Below are 17470 nucleotides of genomic sequence, written 5' to 3'. Positions count from 1 at the left end.
TGATCATAAACCAGCATACCGGTATTGTCCCGGCAAGAGACGTTACTTCAGGGTCTTTCACTGCCGTTACTTCTGCCGGCCTTGATATATTGTTTCAAGAGAGCGTGCATCTGCTGCACCTGCTGCGGTTGCTGTTTTGCGATGTCGGTGGTTTCTTCGATGTCCTGATCCAGATTATACAGGGTATACGCCACGGGGATGCTGTCATCCAGAACTTGCTCGACCGTTTTGGGGCCGCGGATCGTCAGCTTGAATGGTCCCTGTCGGACGGCGAACGTGCCGTTGTGATGATTGTGGACAATCGCCTTGTGGAAGGATACAGGCCGCGCTTCGCCTTGCAGGGCCTGGTAGAAACTGACGCCATCTTCTGCGGTGCTGCTGTCGAGCGGGACATCCAGCATTTCTGCCAGCGTGGGCAGGACGTCGTTGAAGACGATGGTGGTCGAACAGGTTTCGCCCGGCTTGATGACGTCGGGCCAGCGCACGAGAAACGGAACGCGGTGCCCCCCTTCTTCGAGGCCCCCTTTCCAGCCGGTACAGGGACCGTTGCTGTCGTGACCGTAAATCATCGTATCGCCGCGAACCCAGCGTTGGGAATACCCTTTCGTACGGTTCACGGGGCCGTTGTCGCTGGTGAAGATGACGAGGGTGTTGTCCGCGATGCCCAGCTCGTCCAGCTTGCGGAGCAGCTTGCCGACGTGGTGATCGAGCTCAACGACGAAATCGCCATAGGCGCCGGCTTTGCTTTTGCCCACGAATTCCTTGTGGGGAACGATCGGGTTATGGGGCGTGGTCATCGCGTAATAGAGGAAGAAGGGCTGGTCTGGTTTCGTGCGGACCGCGGTTTCGACGAACTCGCAGGCCTTGTTCGACAGCGTGGGAACGAGTCGATCCATGGTATAGCCGGCGGCGACAATGTTATCGTCCCGGCCAAACCATTCGCCGTGCTGTGCTTTGGCCTGGGCGGAAGTCATTGTGGGAATGACGGTGACGCGGTTGTTCTCAATAAAGGCGGCGGGATTCATCTCCGCGGAACCGGCGGTGCCAAAGGAGTAAGCGAATCCGAAGTCTCGCGGACCTTTCAATACCGGAGAGGCGAAGTCGATATTTTTAAAGTTCTGATAGTTGGGATCGACGCGGATCTGTGTCCGTTCGCTTTCGTCGTGCAGCTTCCAGTCGATGCCCTGGTGCCATTTACCGACGAGTCCGGTCTGGTAGCCCGCCTCCTGCAGAACATTCGCGATTGTTTTACGACCCGGTTCGATCAGGGTGCCGGCGAGATTCGCGAGGTTGCCCCCCGAACCCAGGCGGGTGCGCCACATGTAGCGGCCGGTGAGCAGGCCGTAGCGGGAGGGGACACAATAAGAGCCTGCGGCGTGGGCATCGGTAAAGGTCAGGCTCTGACGGGCGAGTTGATCGAGATGGGGTGTCGGGATCCGGCTGTCGGCGTTGAGAGCGGTGACGTCACCGTAGCCCATATCATCGGCAAGTATAAATACAATATTAGGTACACTCTTCTTTTCAGAGGAATATGCTATATTAAGCGAACCAAACACAATGTATAATGTCAGTGTTGTAAGGATGAGTGTAGTAATATTATGTAGTAAATATCTATTTGATGATTTTTCATCAAGCCCGGAAATTACTGCTGCAGGTTGCATAATGGCTCCAATCAAAGTGATTCTTCTCGGGGATTGCAAGTTATTACCTTTTAGTATCAGCCAATGGAACCAGCGGGTCAAGCAAATCATTACCCGAATCATTTTTGATGAAGCGGAACAGCATGAAACAAAAACGCACAAAACGACGTCAAACACATGGTTCCGCCTGGCATTGGAAGCAGACGGACTGCTGGTACTATACCCAGCCAGGTACCAAAAAACGGATTGCGCTGTTCGACGAAAAAGGCGAGCGACTTCGCGGTAAAAAACAGAAACGCGAAGCCGAAATCGCACTGGCCAGAGAAAAACTAACCTGGTCTGATGAAACAACTATTCATGCAAATCATGGTCCCTGGTTGGTAGCACGGGTTTGTTCTGAATATCTGCAGTACTGTGAACGCAGTCTGGAAAAAAACACAATGAGCAAAGGGCATTGTATTAACTCAGTTGCCTGGCTGAATGACCTTTGTGGCTACTGTGGAGCGCTTCCAGTTTCTGATCTCAAAAAAGGACATGTGCAGGAATGGATTGATAGTCACGAGACTTGGAAGAGCCCGGCCACACGTCGGAGTGTTATCTCGATTGTGAATGCCGCGTTTAACCGCGCTGAAGAGATGTTCGGAGTAGTCAATCCGATTAAAGGGCTCAAGAAGCCGAAAGAAAATCCACGCTTGGCTTCTCTCTCCCCCGAAGAAGAGCAGGCACTATACGATATTTGTGAGCCCTGCTTCAGCAATTTCCTCTTTGCTGCGATTCATACTGGACTTCGTCCTTTTAGTGAACTGGCCCGTTTGACGGCCGATGATATTGAGGAACACGATCGCGGCATGATGTGGAGGGTGTACGCCAGTAAGACTGATAAGACGCGGAAAATCCCTGTCCGACCGGAGATAGCAAAGCTCACTCGTCAGTTGATGAAAACTGCCCCTCAGGGATCAGGGAAACCCATCTTCAGAAATACAAGAGGAAATCCCTGGAAACGCATGAATGGTGTGCTGAGGTTTATCGGATTAAAGAAAAAACTGAAATGGAATGATGATCCAGTCAAAGGCAAGTACTCCTGCTATACGTGCCGTCACACGTTCGTACATCGAATGTTGTCCGGGTATTGGACGGATGGAAGAGGTGCCTCAATCGAAACAGTGGCTGAACTCATCGGTGACACACCCACGACCACCTTTCGGCATTATGGTCGAGAATGGGCTCAGAACTACCAGGACCCCTTATGGAATGCCATTGGTGAAAGTTCTACTGGACCCAAAGACAGTCAGTCTAAAACAAAACGAAAGCAGACCAAAGCTACTAAGAAAACGAGCAGGTCAGGTAGTACAAACTCGAGACGTAAAGTTGCTTCAACGAAGACAAAATAAGGACCATGTTGATCAATGGCAGAAAAATCAAAATCCCGTCAAAGGCGTTCCCGCGGACGTGCCTGGTATTGGGAACAGACGGATTCCTGGTATTTCACGCCACCGGGAACGAAAAAACGTTTGCGTCTTGTTGATACCACAGGGCGTCCTGTTCGCGGGAAAGAGAACAGTCAACTTGCAGAACTGGCACTGGCCCGGGTGAAAGCTGATGGGGACTGGTTGCCGACTCCAGAACAGAAGAGTAAGGTGGTGATACAAGTTGCCATGGTGTGCTCGCGGTATCTTGAACATTGTGAAGCTCGATTTAAACATGGAAACCTCAGCTCGGATTACCATGCTGAAGTGGCACGGTATCTGAATGAACTGTGCGCCTATTGTGGTGCTTTGGCCGTGGACGAATTACAGAAAGGGCACATACAACATTGGGTGGAAAGCCATCCTACTTGGAAGTCGACGGCGACACAGCGGAATGCGATGAGTATCGTGATGGCAGCCTTTAATTTTTACACAGAGGAAGTCGGCTCCATTCACAATCCCCTGGTGGGAATGCAAAAACCACCGCAGTGCCCACGACTCCATTCTTTCAGTGAAGAAGATGAGCAATTGCTGTATTCTGCTACCGATGATTATTTTGGCAATTTCCTGTTTGCTGGAATTCATACAGGACTACGTCCTTTTTGTGAACTGGCCCGTGTTACTGCCAATGATGTCATTGAATCTGAGCGGGGTATGCAATGGCGGGTCTATGCCAGCAAGACTGGGAAGACACGTACCATTCCTGTGCGGTCTGAGGTCGCTGAATTGACACGACAAATGATTGAGGAAGTGGGAGCTGATCCCACAACTACTCTTTTTCGGAATTCGCGAGGAGGTGCCTGGACGAAAGTGGCTGGCGTGCAACGTTTCCGTAAAATACGACAGGACCTAGGATGGCTCAATGATCCTGTCCGCAAGCAGTATTCGACTTATACCTGCCGTCATACATTCGCGCATCGGATGCTCGCCGGCTACTGGAATGAGGGACAGGGATGTTCCATTGAAGTTTTAGCAGAGTTGATGGGGGATACTCCCAAAGTGGCCTTTGATCATTATGGCCGTGAGTGGGGACAGCATTATCAGGAGCCTCTGTGGACGGCAATTGGAATGTAAACCACGCTCCAAAATCAGCTTTAGTTTGAATATTACTCAGCTGAAAATACTCAGTATCTGCCGCCTCTGTAGACAAGAATAGGACTCAACGTAAGTGTTTTGAGCTAATCTGGTCGCCCCAATGGTACCGTAATGCCTGGAAACTGTTTGGAATTTGTCGCCCTGTGACGGTGTATCCTAGTCTGAGGTTTGACACGCATTTCTTCTTTGATGCGTCCGATTTCACTCTTTTCGATACGAATCCGCCCCTGTCCTCTCCGGCCTCCCTGAAAGTATTTGATTTCCACAGCGGTTCCGCGTAGTACAAACTCACCACAGTCTGACTGCGCAAGCCAGTCGTAAAACGTCAGGACTGAGATCCCGAGTTCTTCTGCTGCCTGCTGTGCTGTTAACCAGTCTGTTGCCATGTCCGACCCGAATGTCGATACAAAGTGATGATATTGTTGACCCAGTGGTCATCTCGATCATCAGATTGTCGCAATTGAGGGTCGCACAATTGTCGCATGACGCGACAATTGACTGCTTGGGGAAGATTTTTGAGAAAAAAGTTAAATAATTTGCCTGATAAGCGTTCGTGTAGCCGGGCATTAAAAAACTTCCTCACTGTAAATATGAACCCTTGCCTTTCAACAGTGGGCATAGATATCAAGGAACGAACTAGGTTCGATAGAAAAATATTGCTGTCTAATGATCTCGATTGGACTAATATGCGTTGGAATGGAACCGGATTCTGTTGTAAGTGATCCGTTTTATCTCGATCTTAATTTTGAGCTGATACTTTGATGAATAAATTATTGTTGGCATTACAGGGGTTTGAGGATTTAGGTCCGCTTCAAGAAATAAATATGACGGAGGAGAAATCAGATCTTATTGAAGCGTGGTTAAAAGAGAGTGTTTGTCCTGTTGTAGAAGAGTTGGTCGATTTAACGACTTTTCAGTCAAATACTCTTTGGTCTGCTTCACACTTAAGTAAAGGTACGGAGACGCGAGAACGCAAACTTGTGGAGTATGTCGATGATTGCTTGGTTAAATTTGCAGTTCAATTGGAAGCCTGCTTTCCCTACGTTTATCAGGCTAGGATTCCCATACACCACATTAATGATATACGTTTCATTGCTCAGAGACGCTGGTTCGACCTTGTCCATGCAGAGGATTTTTATCAGCCGACACAGCAATTGTTATTAGAGGATTTCAATAATCAGCACACAAATAATTTTCGAAATTACAAGCAGAATAAAACACCAGCTGATCATGTCTGTGACAGCATGTTTGCCCGCATAAAATATTGGAAAGAAATTTTAGATCAAATATATAGACTCTTCTTTGCGAATATACGGATAGATGATGAGCAAAGTATGAAAGATTTTTCTTCTCTTATGGATTGTGTGACGCAATTAGATTCCTCAGTCAAGGAATTACAAAAAGTATGTCTGAAATCCAAGCAAAAAACTCTCCGAGATGCTTGCACAACTTTATCATTAATTTATTTGTCTTACGCGGATCGTCCTGAATTGAATTGGCTCGTGGAAGATTCAAGTGAAGTAGAAGTGAGATCACGATCTTTTCGAAGATGTGTCGTACGACCTCCCGGAGAAATCCAACATGTTGAGAAGCAGTTAGATGGTACTTTCAAACTTATAAAGAAAGAGCCTGCTTCATTATGTAATCCTGCAGTAATCCGAAAAGTTGCTCAAGCTTTGATGGACATCAAGCCTATTTATGAAGTTCCGGATAGCCCTGAGGATTTGATCGACTGGGCTTGCTCTCAATCCCGTCTGGTTTTAGTTGATCATTCACCGCGACAGGTCTTTTGGGATGGAGAACCTATTGTCCAAAAATGGGACACTGAAACTGTTCAATGGAATTTGTTATGGATTCTGGCATGCAACCCGGGAAGAACTGTTGATAAAGAGATGCTATATAAGCCTCAGGGTCAGAAAATTAGTTCGCGACGTACTCGTCTCAAAGAATTGCTCAACGGGTGCGAAGCATTAAACCAACTGATTAAAACTATTCGCGGCCAAGGATATCGTCTGGAATTAGATAGTGACAACATTATTTTACTGCAGTCTGATGGACTTGGAGGTTTAAACAGAGTTCCTACCAGAAAATCTAGAAGTATTAATTCTTAAAGTAAGCTTCAGTCGGCAGTCTCTCCTCTTGATGTGCTGGCATTAACCGCATCATAGGCTAAATTAATACGCTTTTTGTGTCATAATAAGTAGGGAATATTTAGCATTCAGGACGCTATTCTATGGCCATTTCATCGTCCTGACTGCTCGATTACAGGGCGCCCGTTAGCGAAAACCGCTCCCATCGGTGAAGGATAGTACGGGCTTTTTCTGGTTTTCGAAAAATTTTCTACGGTCCCGCCATTTTTTCTTTCAATGTCGCACGCTGCGACAATTGTGCGACATTCCATTTTTATGCTCAGCACTCGTACCACCTGCGACTTGTATTTGAAGTCTTCGACGTTCGAAGAAATATGTCTGTTGGCTGGGTGGCAAAACCTCTTTTAAGGAGTGCTTTCATGTTAAAGCCAAACTACAAAACTAAGGTAACTCGGACACGTGAGCAGATTGCTCAAGAACGCGAGGATTTAGTACTTAAGACAGCGGGAGAAATTGATGCGATCGTGGCAGAATACCACGCCAAACTTCCTCGCAAACAAGCAGAATCGATAGGGGCCGCTTATGCGAGATTTTCTTCCCGCTTTCAGGAATCGATTGCTGATCAGATTCGCGTTATCTTTGAGGCAGCGATCAAAGCTGGAATTTTCATACCACGCGAAAAAATCTTCTATGATTTGGCTGTGAGCGGCAAGAAAGAACGCCGTTCCGGGTTTAACCAGCTAAAAGAGGCCATTGAAAATAAAGAGTTCGAAGTTCTCCTGGTATTTACGACGTCCCGGCTGTATCGCAAAAACTACAAATCAATGCAGTTTGTTGAAGAAGAACTGGTAGAACGCGGGCTTCGTGCCATTTTTGTGAAGTCGGGACTGGACACAGCAGATGGAGATAACTGGAGAATGATGCTCCAGATGTACTCTTTTCTGGATGAAATCTATGCAGGAATGCATAGCGCTCATATACAGGCAGCACATGAGACTTTGTTTCTGCAAGGGATGGTCTGTACTTCACTTTCGTTGGGTTATACGGGGCAAGATGTTCCAGGTCAATTTACCAAACAAAAGCGACCGCGACAGAAGATAGTCATAGATCCAGAAACGGCACCCTGGATCAAAAAGATCTTTGACTGGTATGTGGCAGGTAAAAGTATGGACCGTATTGCTCAAGACCTGAATGGTGATCCCAATGCACCTGCTCCCAATAAATCCTTAACAGGCATCTGGACGCATGAGCTGGTACGAAAGCATTTGATGCGTCCAGCCTACCGGGGATTTTGGTGTTATGGTGCAAAAGAGACCGAATGGTTGAGCAAAAAGGATTATGCCAAACAGGTCGAACGCGATGAGCCCCTCAAGTCACAGCAGTTTGAATATCTACGGATCATTTCAGACGAGCAGTGGTACCGGGTCCAGGACCTTCTGGCAAACGAAAAGCAAAAATCCGGTCGAAAGCCCTTGGATAAAGTTCAAGAGGCAAGGCCGCGTTTGTTACGGCAACTTTTTGTTTGCCCTGAGCATGGTCGTAAGCTCGTCGTAGGGGGCCCATACGGCCGGAGCCTGCTTTGTCCATTATGTCGTGCTACTAAAGCTGAGGATCGCCCCCTATATACGCATCTCAACCGGGAGCTTGCGTTACAATTAACGTGTGAAAAACTTGTAGAATTGATCCGATCTGATTCTGAGCTGGTGCTGGAAATCATCGTTGCCTGTCAGCAGGCGGCTGAATCGGTTCAAAAGCCTGATCCAGAACGTTTAAGTCAATTACGCTCTGAAGCGAAAAAGCTGATGAGTAAAATTGAGTTCAATCGTCGTTCTCCAGGTGAATCGGATGCAGAGCAAAAACAGACAGAGCTGCTTCTGAAAGAGTTACGGGGACAGTACGCTGCCGTTTCAGTAGAACTGACTTCCCTGGAAACTGCACAAAGTCAAGGTGTCGTTATACCGACAGCTGAGGAAGTAACTGCTTTACTTGATGAGTTTGGCAATTTAATCGCATCTGCTTCATTTTCTGAAGATGAAACTGATTTTCGAATCGCCCGCCGTATCATCGATCTGCTGACTGGGGGTCAAATAGACCTATATCAGATGGGGGAGCGCAGACAGAATAAAGGGTGGTTACAGGGCCGGTTCGTTGTGGATGTAGTTTCTGCCGTCTCCAGTCAGCTCACAGGTCTGACTGCCGATGCAGGACAGCGGCAGGGCAAAGAAGTGATTATCGACTATAAAGCAGAAAAGCTGATCGATAGACAGGCTGAAGAAGCAAAAGCCCTATCTGATGAGGGGCTGCTCTGTAAGCAGATAGCCAAAGAGATGGGTAAGTCACGTAGTTACATTACGGTTCTTATCAAGCACTGGTTTCGGTCTCGCGGACTGCCTGTCCCTGACGGACGTCGACGTCGTAAGCAACTGCCTAATAAACAGGAATCGTTGCCGCTTTACCGGCAACTGGCCGATGAAGCTGTGCAGTTGGCAGATCAGGGGCTGCCTTACCTTGTGATCGCCAGAAAACTGAAGACGAATGATACTATCATCGGTAAAGCGATTTCATGGTGGCATACTTCACGAAACCTTCCCGTTCCCACGGCGGACGACCGTCGTAAAAAAACATTATCAAAAGCAAAGGAGCTTTATGAACAAGGTATACTTATTAAGGATATGGCACCCGACTTTGATTACGGCCCACGAGGCCTGACACTAGCGCTGAGGAAGTTTTACGCCGAATTGGGAGAAACCATGCCAGACGGTCGCTCACGACGCGGTAATGCACGGTCTGGTGAGCCGGTGAATGGCAATTCTAAAAACTGATATGTGCCCAGCTGATTCTTAGAAAGGAGAATTTATAGAAAGATGTTTTTGCGGCCGCTGGTCGCACTGTGACATTTCGTGTTGAACTTGCCCGATATTGGATTTCATTTCTTATCGGGCTTTTTTTATGTATTCATGTAAAAAGGAGATGTGAATGAAACAGAAGATACATTCTACATCCCAAGTCAAATCTGCAGAGCCGGGAGTCAAGAATGATCTTGTTGACAGGCGTCAAGAACTGGCTCAGTTGATTGGGCACCTGATTGCTCGTATCTGGTTGAAAAACCAACATCCAGCAGATTTTGATGCCAGGGATGCCACAGGTTCAGCGGATAAGCCGATCTAAAAATAGCAAATCGAAACTAAGGTGTATTGACGATGCAACAAACATGTCAAAACTTAGGGTCAGTGGAAACAACTGTAAAATCCAATGCATTGATACCAGCCATCGGCAAATCCGAACTTCATCATTGTGGCAGCCAGCCTCCCAGTTCATTCCAGGGGAAAACACACAAATCCTCTTTGATCGAATTGATAAAGTCAAGAAAGGAGATCAATGCTAACGAGACAAGAAATCATGTTGATCAGAGCTGCCCTGCAGTTCTGGTGTGAAGAAATGGATCTCGAAGATTCAAATCTGCTCACAATTTATGCCGGTGATCCCGCAGTAAATCAGAAATGGGAGCAGGAAGATATCCAACGGCTGCAGACTCAGCTTCTGACAGCGCGACTACGGTATGCTGTATGCCAGCATGATGCGACAACGGTAAAGAATCCCCGTCTGTTTGAAAACCCGGCAGATGCAATACTGGAAAAAAACGACGACTCTGACCAACTGGGAGTCGTCCTGGTTGCTGAACCAGAGGTCTAAACTCCCTCAAACCCCATCCATCAGTTCTGCCAGGCTGATTTCGAGTGTATCGGCGATCCGTTCGATATTCCGTAATGAAAGATTTCGTTCCCCCCGTTCGATCCCGCCGACGTAAGTCCGGTCCAGCTCACAGGCATAAGCAAAATTCTCTTGAGAGTAGCCTTGCTCTTTGCGCAGTTTGCGGACTCGCTTTCCAAATCTCATCAATATGTCTGCTCGTTTAGTCATACGAGCATTTAACACTTGACAATGACGATAACACCACGGATTATAAGTATCATTATTGAGTGTAAACTTGGACAATCAGAGTGCAGGTATTCAAAAACATTCGCCATTAAAAGAGGAGAAAATCAATGTTGCAACTATCAAGGAGAATCAGCTACACCATCGAAAGCATCATTTCGGTGAATCAAATAATTGCATTTGTATACGTGATACCGTTGGCTCTCACACTTTCGGGATGTGGCGGCGACACAACAGCAAGTAACCTCCCTAAAAACTCAACCCCCTCCAGTAAACCCTTGCCTGAAGAATACCGAGTGCTTGCTTCACACCTCAGTATGGAGATGAAATCTGATCCAGGCCATTTTCGGGATAATCGCGAGATAGCGGAAATTATGGCGGATGTACAGTCCACCTTATTAGACTTACGTGAGATCAAATCGAACGATAAAGAGATTATGTATCTTTCTGATCAAGTCCAAAATGCGAATACCTTATTCTTGAAATGTATTAACAATTTGAACGCCCTGCCAAAGCCTGCCGATGAGGGAACACTGTTTGTAGGTTCGATGCTTGATGGATTCTTTGGTAATTTTTTGGGTAGCTATCACCGTGGCCTTGATGCAGAGGCGAAGCAGAACGCTTTAAATGTAGAATTACAGTCAGCTATTGCCGCAGTCGATCAACTTGAAGCAGCGCTACTGTTGCTTCCCAAAGTTGCTGAAAAGTATTCGGCAACCTTAAGTGATTCGGCTGGTCGTATCGTAGTCGATTTTAATGAGTCCTGGGGAGACTCCGGACCAAATGATTGGCTTGTACTTCAGAACCGTGGGGAAACACTTAAAGATTGTACCATTGTGGTGCAATTGACTGGGGCAAGCGGAAAGGTTCGAAAAAACGTACATTTCCTAGAAACATGGCCAGCTAATACCAGCATGTGGGGGCGATATCAAAGCGGAGAGGAAGTCTTGGGACGAACAGTGGAAAAGACGACTGTCACACACGTGCAAGAATTGGACATTACAATCTATTCACCGCAGTTTGCCACGCAGATTCATTATGTTTATCAGGGAGCGGAAAAAGACAAAGACATTGCTCAAATCTGTAAAGACCTGAGTTTTCAAGGTTCCTACCAACCGTATCAAGCGGGAATAGTCTGGGACACTCAGCGTGGCGTTCAACTTACCTTAAACGGAGTTTCCTTGCTTCCCCAATGTCGAGTTGATGTTGCATTTCGAAAAGGTGACCAATCGAAAGTCTGGTTCTGGAATCATGATTCCTGGATGAAAGGAGAAACAAAGAGTTTTAATACACCAAAGGGAGGACTGGATTTCGATCCAGACAGGATCGACTTCGAAATCTCTTTTCCCCACACTAATTACAAATATAAAACGACGCTCAATGTCGATACGGAATCTGGTAAATGAATTCCCCTTCAAAATTTCATTCAATCGCTCAGACAACCTTTAATATGGTCTCTTGAACATAAAGTTCCACGAAAACGTGATCCATTTCAGGTTTAGGTGGGTTAAGTTCCAGCTACAGAACTTGAAATCTTTTGAGAAAGTTACTTCTGCATAGTGGCTTCACACACTGTATCTAAATTTTGGCTCGAAACGTGTCATGATTAATAGGTGCGCAGCTTAGCTATTGTCACTTACCGTCACCCGTAATTCAAAAACATAATCAGTTAAAACGCCTCGCATTACTTTGGAATGCGGGGCGTTTTGCTTTTCACACAGTTCCCCTTATTAGAAAGAAAGGAGCCTTGCTTGGAATACATGGTTTTAACGTTCGTCTCTGTCGCTCTGTTGCTGTCCGTCGTCGCTTTGATCAAGGAACGGCGGTTGCGGCTGGCGCTACAGGGAATTCTCAGACACCTGATTCAACGCTGGAGGGCACATGGAAAAACAGACTCTGCTAATCACGCTGACACTGATCCTACTGATCGGAGTCAGCTGTAGCCCTGACGAAAACAGCCGTGTGGCCGAACTGGCCACCCAGCAACTGGAACGACAGGCGGATCAAAACCGCCGGATGTCGGAACTGCAGCAGGAAGTCGCCTCGGGGTCACGCGAGCTGGTGGAAGCAGACGCCAACGCCAGACAGGAAATGGTCACTCTGCAGCGCGAGATGCAAACCGAGCGAAACGAGATCGGTCACCAGCGGGATCAGCTGGAGGCAGAACGCCGCGAAATCGCCGACCGCCGAAACCGAGATCCGATCATTGCGGCTGCGATCACCAGGGTGGCGTTTGTCGTGGTCAGTCTGCTGCCCCTGTTGATTTGCTGGCTGTTACTGCAGCAGAAAGTTGAACCCGCAGACAAGAATGAGATCACAGAATTACTATTGGACGATTTGGTCTCATCTGAACCACGGCTGATGCCACCTGCGAAAACAGATCCAGCCAAACTCCGGTTAACGGATTTACTTCAATCTCCTGATAACTCATCTACAGAAAGGGAAACCTGAAATGTCACATATTGTCACCATCCAAACGGAGGTCCGCGACTCTGAGGCATTGGGCCTGGCCTGCCGCCGACTCGAACTGGGAGAACCCGTTCACGAAACCGTTCCCCTGTTTAGCGGAGAAGCCACCGGATACGCGGTCCGTCTCCCCGACTGGCGGTATCCAGTTGTGTTCGATGTCGAACAGGGCCAGGTTCGATTTGACAACTTTGAAGGTCGCTGGGGAGAGCCGGCTCAACTCAACAGACTGCTGCAATTTTACGGCGTGGAAAAATGCCGTCTGGAAGCGCGCCGGAAGGGTCATTCCGTCCACGAAAACCAGCTCAGCGACGGTTCCATTAAACTCACCATTCAGATCGGAGCAGACCATTGAAAACAATCAACATTATTTTTTCAACGGACGGTCAGTCCCGCATCGAAACCCGCGGCTTTACCGGCTCCCGGTGCAAAGACGCCAGCCGGTTTCTGGAAGCGGCTCTGGGAAAGGTCTCCTCAGAACTGCTGACCTCCGAATACCACCAGGCCGTTCAACATCAATCCAACCAATTAACACAGGAGAATTAGTTTTCGCAAATCAATACACGCAGGTCTTACCGGACCCGATTCCCGAAGATCCCCACCCGGTACGTATTCTAGTCGTCGTTGAAGGGGCACACGATATTGAATTTCTGACCCGCATCTCGACGCTCCTGCATACGGCACATCCCACACTGCCTGACCTGGCCGCGATGGAACGCGACAAGGAACTCATTTTCCTGCCCATTGGCGGCCACCCCCGGGCTTGGCTTAGTCGGCTGGCTCCGCTCCAAATTCCCGAATTTTATCTCTTAGACGGAGAGGCATCCCCTGAGAGGGAACAGCGGGAAGAGCTTGTTGCTCAGATTAATCGACGAATCCCTTGTCGTGCTGTGCTGACACGGAAACGGAGCTTGGAGAACTACCTGCATCCGCAAGCCATTCAGGCTGTTGCCGATTTCACTGTTGAATTCGGTGACCATGATTGTGTAGCGTCGGAAGTGGCGCAGCGGGTATTCGACAGTCGGCATGATGACTATAGCTGGAAACAACTGACTCGTCGAATCCGGGTCCGACTCAGAAACCGGGCCAAGCACTGGCTCAATACCAGCGCGGTCGAACAGATGACAATTTCCCTACTGCAGGAACGCGATCCTGACGGGGAAATCATTTCCTGGCTGGAAACGATCGGCCAGCTGGCGGGAACCGCTTAATACACTTCACACCTTCTTTTTACTTCAAACCATCAAGGAAACTCTTATGTTATTATCCGAAAGACTTGCGGAGAACGTACGCGCCTGCTTTACCGGGATCTGGATTCAGAGCCACGAACATGATGAGGCATTGCTGGAAATGTCTCGGCTCTGTCACAGCGAAGACTGGCGGCTATTCTCATGGGACATTGACCGGGGCCTGCAGGGAACGGAACTCGCGGAAGGCCGCGACACGTCGCTCCTCGATCCCCTGGCTGCCATTCACTGTCTGAGCAGTCAGGCCGATCCGGATCATCCCACGCTGCTGGTCCTTAAAAACTTCCATTGCTTCATCAATTCGCCGGAGATCATTCAGGCGCTGACACAACAGATCAATCTGGGTAAACAGGCACGGACATTTATTGTCATCCTTTCCAGCCTGGTCCAGATCCCTACAGAACTGGAAAAACTGTTTGTCTGCCTGGAACATGAACTTCCTGGTCGGGATCAGCTGCTGGAAATTGCCCGCAGTATCGCCACGGAAACAGGAGAATTGCCGGAGGGACCTGAACTGCAATGTGTCCTGGACGCTGCCTCGGGTCTGACCCGTTATGAAGCGGAAGGGGCCTTCAGTTTCTCCCTGGTGCGGCATGGACGCATCGAAGCCTCGGTCGTACTGGAGCTGAAATCCCAGACGCTACTGAAAAGCGGTCTGTTATCGTTGCACCAGGGATCGGAATCGTTTGCTGGGCTGGGCGGTCTGGAGTCTCTCAAAGCCTTTTGCTTGCGTGCACTCCGCCCCCGTTCCCAGGATGCACCGGTCATTCGTCCAAGAGGCGTGCTGTTACTGGGAGTTCCGGGAACCGGTAAAAGCGCATTTGCCAAAGCACTGGGAAAAGAGACGGGGCGTCCCACACTGACACTCGACGTGGGGGCTCTAATGGCTTCGCTTTTAGGTCAGACCGAGGAGCGAACTCGTAGAGCACTTCGGATCGTGGATGCGATGCAGCCGGCCGTCCTGTTCATTGATGAGGTCGAGAAAGGGCTGAGTGGCTCTGCCTCTTCTGGACAGTCAGACAGCGGCGTTTCGACACGCATGCTGGGTACGCTGCTGGGCTGGCTCAACGACCATACTTCGGACGTGTTTGTAGTTTGTACCGCCAACGACATTTCCAAACTGCCACCGGAGTTCGTGCGGGCCGAACGCTTTGATGCACTGTTCTTTCTCGATTTACCGGGAGATGACCAGAAGCAGGCCATCTGGAGGCTGTACCGTGAACTGTTTGGTCTTACGTCCGATCAACGTTTGCCGGACGACCGGCATTGGACCGGTTCGGAAATCCGGGCCTGCTGTCGTCTGGCGGCGCTGCTCGAAGTCCCTTTAATCAAGGCCGCTGAAAACGTGGTTCCCGTAGCTGTCACCGCCGCCGAATCGGTGGCCCGTCTCAGGCGTTGGGCCAGCAGACGCTGTCTGTCTGCAGAACAACCAGGCGTATTTAGCAATGACGAACGTTCTGGTTCGCGTTCACGCCGAAATCTCTCTCGTGATCCCCACAGAAACTAAACCACACTCTATTTAAGGAGCTAATATGACCATAACTGCTATCGAAGAAGTAAATACCCGCACCGATCCCATCGATCGGCTGCGATCAACGATGTGTGCTACGCGCATCAGTTTTGAATGGTTTGGTACGCGCAAGTCACTGACACGCGACCAGAAGACTCAGGCCGCTGAATCGTTTGGGGCAGAAGGGACCTTCCTGAGTGCGGGCAAGAAACTACTGGATACCGGACACCCCCGTTTCCGGGCCGTGAATGCGGTCCGTCAGCGGGTGCGCTCGTACTGGACTTCCATCAGCCTGCCCTTTCCGGAATCCGGAATACGGTTACTGCGGCAGGATGCTTTGACTGCATTTCAGGACCAGATGCACCAGTTCACGCAAGAGCTCAACGAGGCTGTCTCACAGCTGGATGAACAATACCTGTCCCTGAAGTCAGCGGCCCGGGAACGCCTGGGGAGTCTCTTCAATGACGACGATTATCCCTTGACCCTGATAGGTCTGTTCGAAGTGTCCTGGGACTTTCCCAGCGTTGAACCACCGGATTATTTAAGGCAACTCAATCCGGAACTGTATGAGCAGGAGTGCCAGCGCGTGCAGTTACGCTTCGAAGAAGCAGTCAGGCTGGCGGAAGACGCCTTTCTGGGCGAACTGTCACAACTTGTGTCGCATCTGACGGATCGATTGAGTGGCCAGGCCGATGGCCGGCCCAAAGTATTTCGTGATTCCGCCATCGGGAACCTGCATGAGTTTTTTGAACGCTTCCGATCCCTGAATGTCCGTTCTAACGAGCAGCTGGATGTGCTGGTAGCCCAGTGCCAGGGAATCGTGCAGGGCATTCAGCCCCAGGAATTGCGAAAACGGGGTGAACTCCGTCAGCAGGTCGCATCAGAATTGTCTGGCGTCCAGGCAGCCCTGGATGGTCTGTTAATCGATCGACCACGGCGTCAGATTATTCGAACTCCCAAGTGAGGTAATCCACATGAAACTTTTGATCTCACCACTGGGGACGGTTCACTGCGTTTACTCAGAAGCCTTTAACCTGGCAACTCTCGGTCGACTGACCATTTCACGTGGCTCTTACGTCGAACCGAATGCAGCTGGTCAATGGCTGGTCGATCTGTCCCCCGTGAATGGGCCCCAGCTGGGCCCGTTTACGCAGCGGAGTGCTGCCCTGGAATCCGAAACGGACTGGCTGGAACAGCATTGGTTGTCGCCAGATACCGGTCCTTGAGAACTGACAACTTAATTTTATCACTGGTTTGCCCCGGTTCCGCAGGTTTGTTGCCCGCAGGACCGGTTTTTTTTGTTTAAACATTTTCGTTTTGAAGGAGACAACTGATGAGACAGGCAGATTTAAATCGGGCCGTGGCCCTGGCAACCGGCGAAAGCATGTCGACCGTAAAACGTCTGGGCTTCTTATTAGCGGAGCCCGAGGAAGTCATTGATCCCGAGGCAGAAGAGTCGGGCCCTTACATCATTGACTGGGATGAACTGGAAGCCAATCGACTAAATTCCGAGCGACAAGGGGCACGCCATGAACCAGTGGTGGGCTGATCTTCAAACGAGCGAATGCTGTCGAACTGTCCCAAAGATCCTCAGTGTACGATCAAAATCGCAGTCAGTCCTGCTGCAAACGCTGCACGCCGGACGCATCAAGGGACGACGGGGTGTGAAAAGCAATACACGCCGCAGGAAACGGCGTCGCAAACGACGGCTGCTCACATAAACAAACATTGTGTGTTTTTAAACATTTTCAAACAACAACTGGAAGGACTTTTATGAAACTTTTATTGATCAACAACGATGGCGGTGGGTTCGCTGATTATATCGATGTCCCCGCAGGAACCACGGTAGCACAACTTTTTGAGCAGAAGATGGGAGATGCGGAAGCCCGCGATTACCTGATTCGCGTGAATCGCCAGCCGTGCCCCCCGGACCAGCAGTTACAGGACGGGGACCGAATTTCGATCACTCCGACGAAGATTGAGGGGGCGCGGTCCTAGTTTTTGTATTTCCACGGACTGT

19 protein-coding genes are annotated in these 17470 nt (G+C 49.3%); 16 read left to right on the top strand and 3 right to left on the bottom strand.

Annotated features, from left to right (window positions below; translation table 11 throughout):
- Window positions 1–47: 47 nt before the first annotated feature.
- A complete protein-coding gene (locus tag F1728_RS27920; protein ID WP_194242562.1) occupies window positions 48–1478 on the bottom strand; it encodes a sulfatase family protein in 1431 nt (476 codons plus the stop codon).
- A 305-nt stretch (window positions 1479–1783) separates the two neighbouring features.
- Here F1728_RS27920 and F1728_RS27915 point away from each other — a divergent pair, with 305 nt between their 5' ends.
- Window positions 1784–3031 (top strand): tyrosine-type recombinase/integrase, encoded by a 1248-nt coding sequence (locus F1728_RS27915; protein WP_145187053.1) that lies wholly within the window; start codon window positions 1784–1786, stop codon window positions 3029–3031.
- Between the two features lie 15 nt (window positions 3032–3046).
- Complete coding sequence (locus F1728_RS27910; protein WP_145187055.1) at window positions 3047–4180, top strand: tyrosine-type recombinase/integrase; 1134 nt, start codon at window positions 3047–3049, stop codon at window positions 4178–4180.
- 104 nt (window positions 4181–4284) lie between these two features.
- Here F1728_RS27910 and F1728_RS27905 read toward each other — a convergent pair whose 3' ends face one another.
- The gene (locus tag F1728_RS27905; protein WP_145187057.1) at window positions 4285–4587 is read right to left on the bottom strand and encodes a helix-turn-helix domain-containing protein; all 303 of its coding nucleotides are present in this window, start codon (window positions 4585–4587) and stop codon (window positions 4285–4287) included.
- A gap of 375 nt (window positions 4588–4962) precedes the next feature.
- Here F1728_RS27905 and F1728_RS27900 point away from each other — a divergent pair, with 375 nt between their 5' ends.
- From F1728_RS27900 to F1728_RS27885, 4 genes are all read left to right on the top strand, one after another.
- Entirely contained in the window at window positions 4963–6312 is a 1350-nt protein-coding gene (locus F1728_RS27900; RefSeq protein ID WP_145187059.1) for a winged helix-turn-helix domain-containing protein, read from the top strand.
- A 398-nt stretch (window positions 6313–6710) separates the two neighbouring features.
- Entirely contained in the window at window positions 6711–9113 is a 2403-nt protein-coding gene (locus F1728_RS27895) for a recombinase family protein (RefSeq protein ID WP_194242561.1), read from the top strand.
- A 154-nt stretch (window positions 9114–9267) separates the two neighbouring features.
- The gene (locus F1728_RS27890) at window positions 9268–9459 is read left to right on the top strand and encodes a hypothetical protein (RefSeq protein WP_145187063.1); all 192 of its coding nucleotides are present in this window, start codon (window positions 9268–9270) and stop codon (window positions 9457–9459) included.
- A 210-nt stretch (window positions 9460–9669) separates the two neighbouring features.
- A complete protein-coding gene (locus F1728_RS27885) occupies window positions 9670–9984 on the top strand; it encodes a hypothetical protein (RefSeq protein WP_145187065.1) in 315 nt (104 codons plus the stop codon).
- A gap of 6 nt (window positions 9985–9990) precedes the next feature.
- Here the strand turns inward: F1728_RS27885 and F1728_RS27880 are convergent, their stop codons facing one another.
- Entirely contained in the window at window positions 9991–10212 is a 222-nt protein-coding gene (locus F1728_RS27880; RefSeq protein ID WP_145187067.1) for a helix-turn-helix domain-containing protein, read from the bottom strand.
- Between the two features lie 125 nt (window positions 10213–10337).
- Here F1728_RS27880 and F1728_RS27875 point away from each other — a divergent pair, with 125 nt between their 5' ends.
- The 10 genes from F1728_RS27875 (at window position 10338) to F1728_RS27830 (ending at window position 17448) form a co-directional block, all read left to right on the top strand.
- On the top strand, window positions 10338–11633 hold the full coding sequence (locus tag F1728_RS27875) for a hypothetical protein (protein WP_145187069.1): 1296 nt from the start codon (window positions 10338–10340) through the stop codon (window positions 11631–11633).
- A 475-nt stretch (window positions 11634–12108) separates the two neighbouring features.
- Window positions 12109–12678: a hypothetical protein gene (locus tag F1728_RS27870; RefSeq protein ID WP_145187071.1), complete on the top strand. Its 570-nt coding sequence runs from the start codon at window positions 12109–12111 to the stop codon at window positions 12676–12678.
- Window position 12679: 1 nt separating this feature from the next.
- Entirely contained in the window at window positions 12680–13048 is a 369-nt protein-coding gene (locus tag F1728_RS27865; RefSeq protein WP_145187073.1) for a DUF1257 domain-containing protein, read from the top strand.
- Window positions 13045–13239, top strand: coding sequence for a DUF2997 domain-containing protein (locus F1728_RS27860; RefSeq protein ID WP_145187075.1), 195 nt, complete (start codon window positions 13045–13047; stop codon window positions 13237–13239). The genes F1728_RS27865 and F1728_RS27860 overlap by 4 nt, the downstream gene beginning before the upstream one ends.
- A 365-nt stretch (window positions 13240–13604) precedes the next feature.
- Entirely contained in the window at window positions 13605–13904 is a 300-nt protein-coding gene (locus F1728_RS31960; RefSeq protein WP_197996659.1) for a hypothetical protein, read from the top strand.
- Window positions 13905–13950: 46 nt separating this feature from the next.
- Entirely contained in the window at window positions 13951–15447 is a 1497-nt protein-coding gene (locus F1728_RS27850) for an AAA family ATPase (RefSeq protein WP_155366744.1), read from the top strand.
- A 25-nt stretch (window positions 15448–15472) separates the two neighbouring features.
- Window positions 15473–16414 carry a hypothetical protein gene (locus F1728_RS27845; RefSeq protein WP_145187078.1) on the top strand — a complete coding sequence of 314 codons (942 nt, stop codon included), beginning with the start codon at window positions 15473–15475 and terminating at the stop codon, window positions 16412–16414.
- Window positions 16415–16424: 10 nt separating this feature from the next.
- Complete coding sequence (locus F1728_RS27840) at window positions 16425–16676, top strand: hypothetical protein (protein WP_145187080.1); 252 nt, start codon at window positions 16425–16427, stop codon at window positions 16674–16676.
- 107 nt (window positions 16677–16783) lie between these two features.
- Window positions 16784–16999, top strand: a complete 216-nt coding sequence (locus F1728_RS27835) for a hypothetical protein (protein ID WP_145187082.1) — start codon at window positions 16784–16786, stop codon at window positions 16997–16999.
- 224 nt (window positions 17000–17223) lie between these two features.
- A complete protein-coding gene (locus F1728_RS27830; RefSeq protein WP_145187084.1) occupies window positions 17224–17448 on the top strand; it encodes a MoaD/ThiS family protein in 225 nt (74 codons plus the stop codon).
- The last annotated feature ends 22 nt before the right edge of the window (window positions 17449–17470 follow it).

Source organism: Gimesia benthica, assembly GCF_009720525.1.
Taxonomy (GTDB): Bacteria; Planctomycetota; Planctomycetia; order Planctomycetales; family Planctomycetaceae; genus Gimesia; species Gimesia benthica.
Note: the sequence above shows the minus strand (reverse complement) of the source record. Positions and strands in the feature narration are given on the sequence as shown.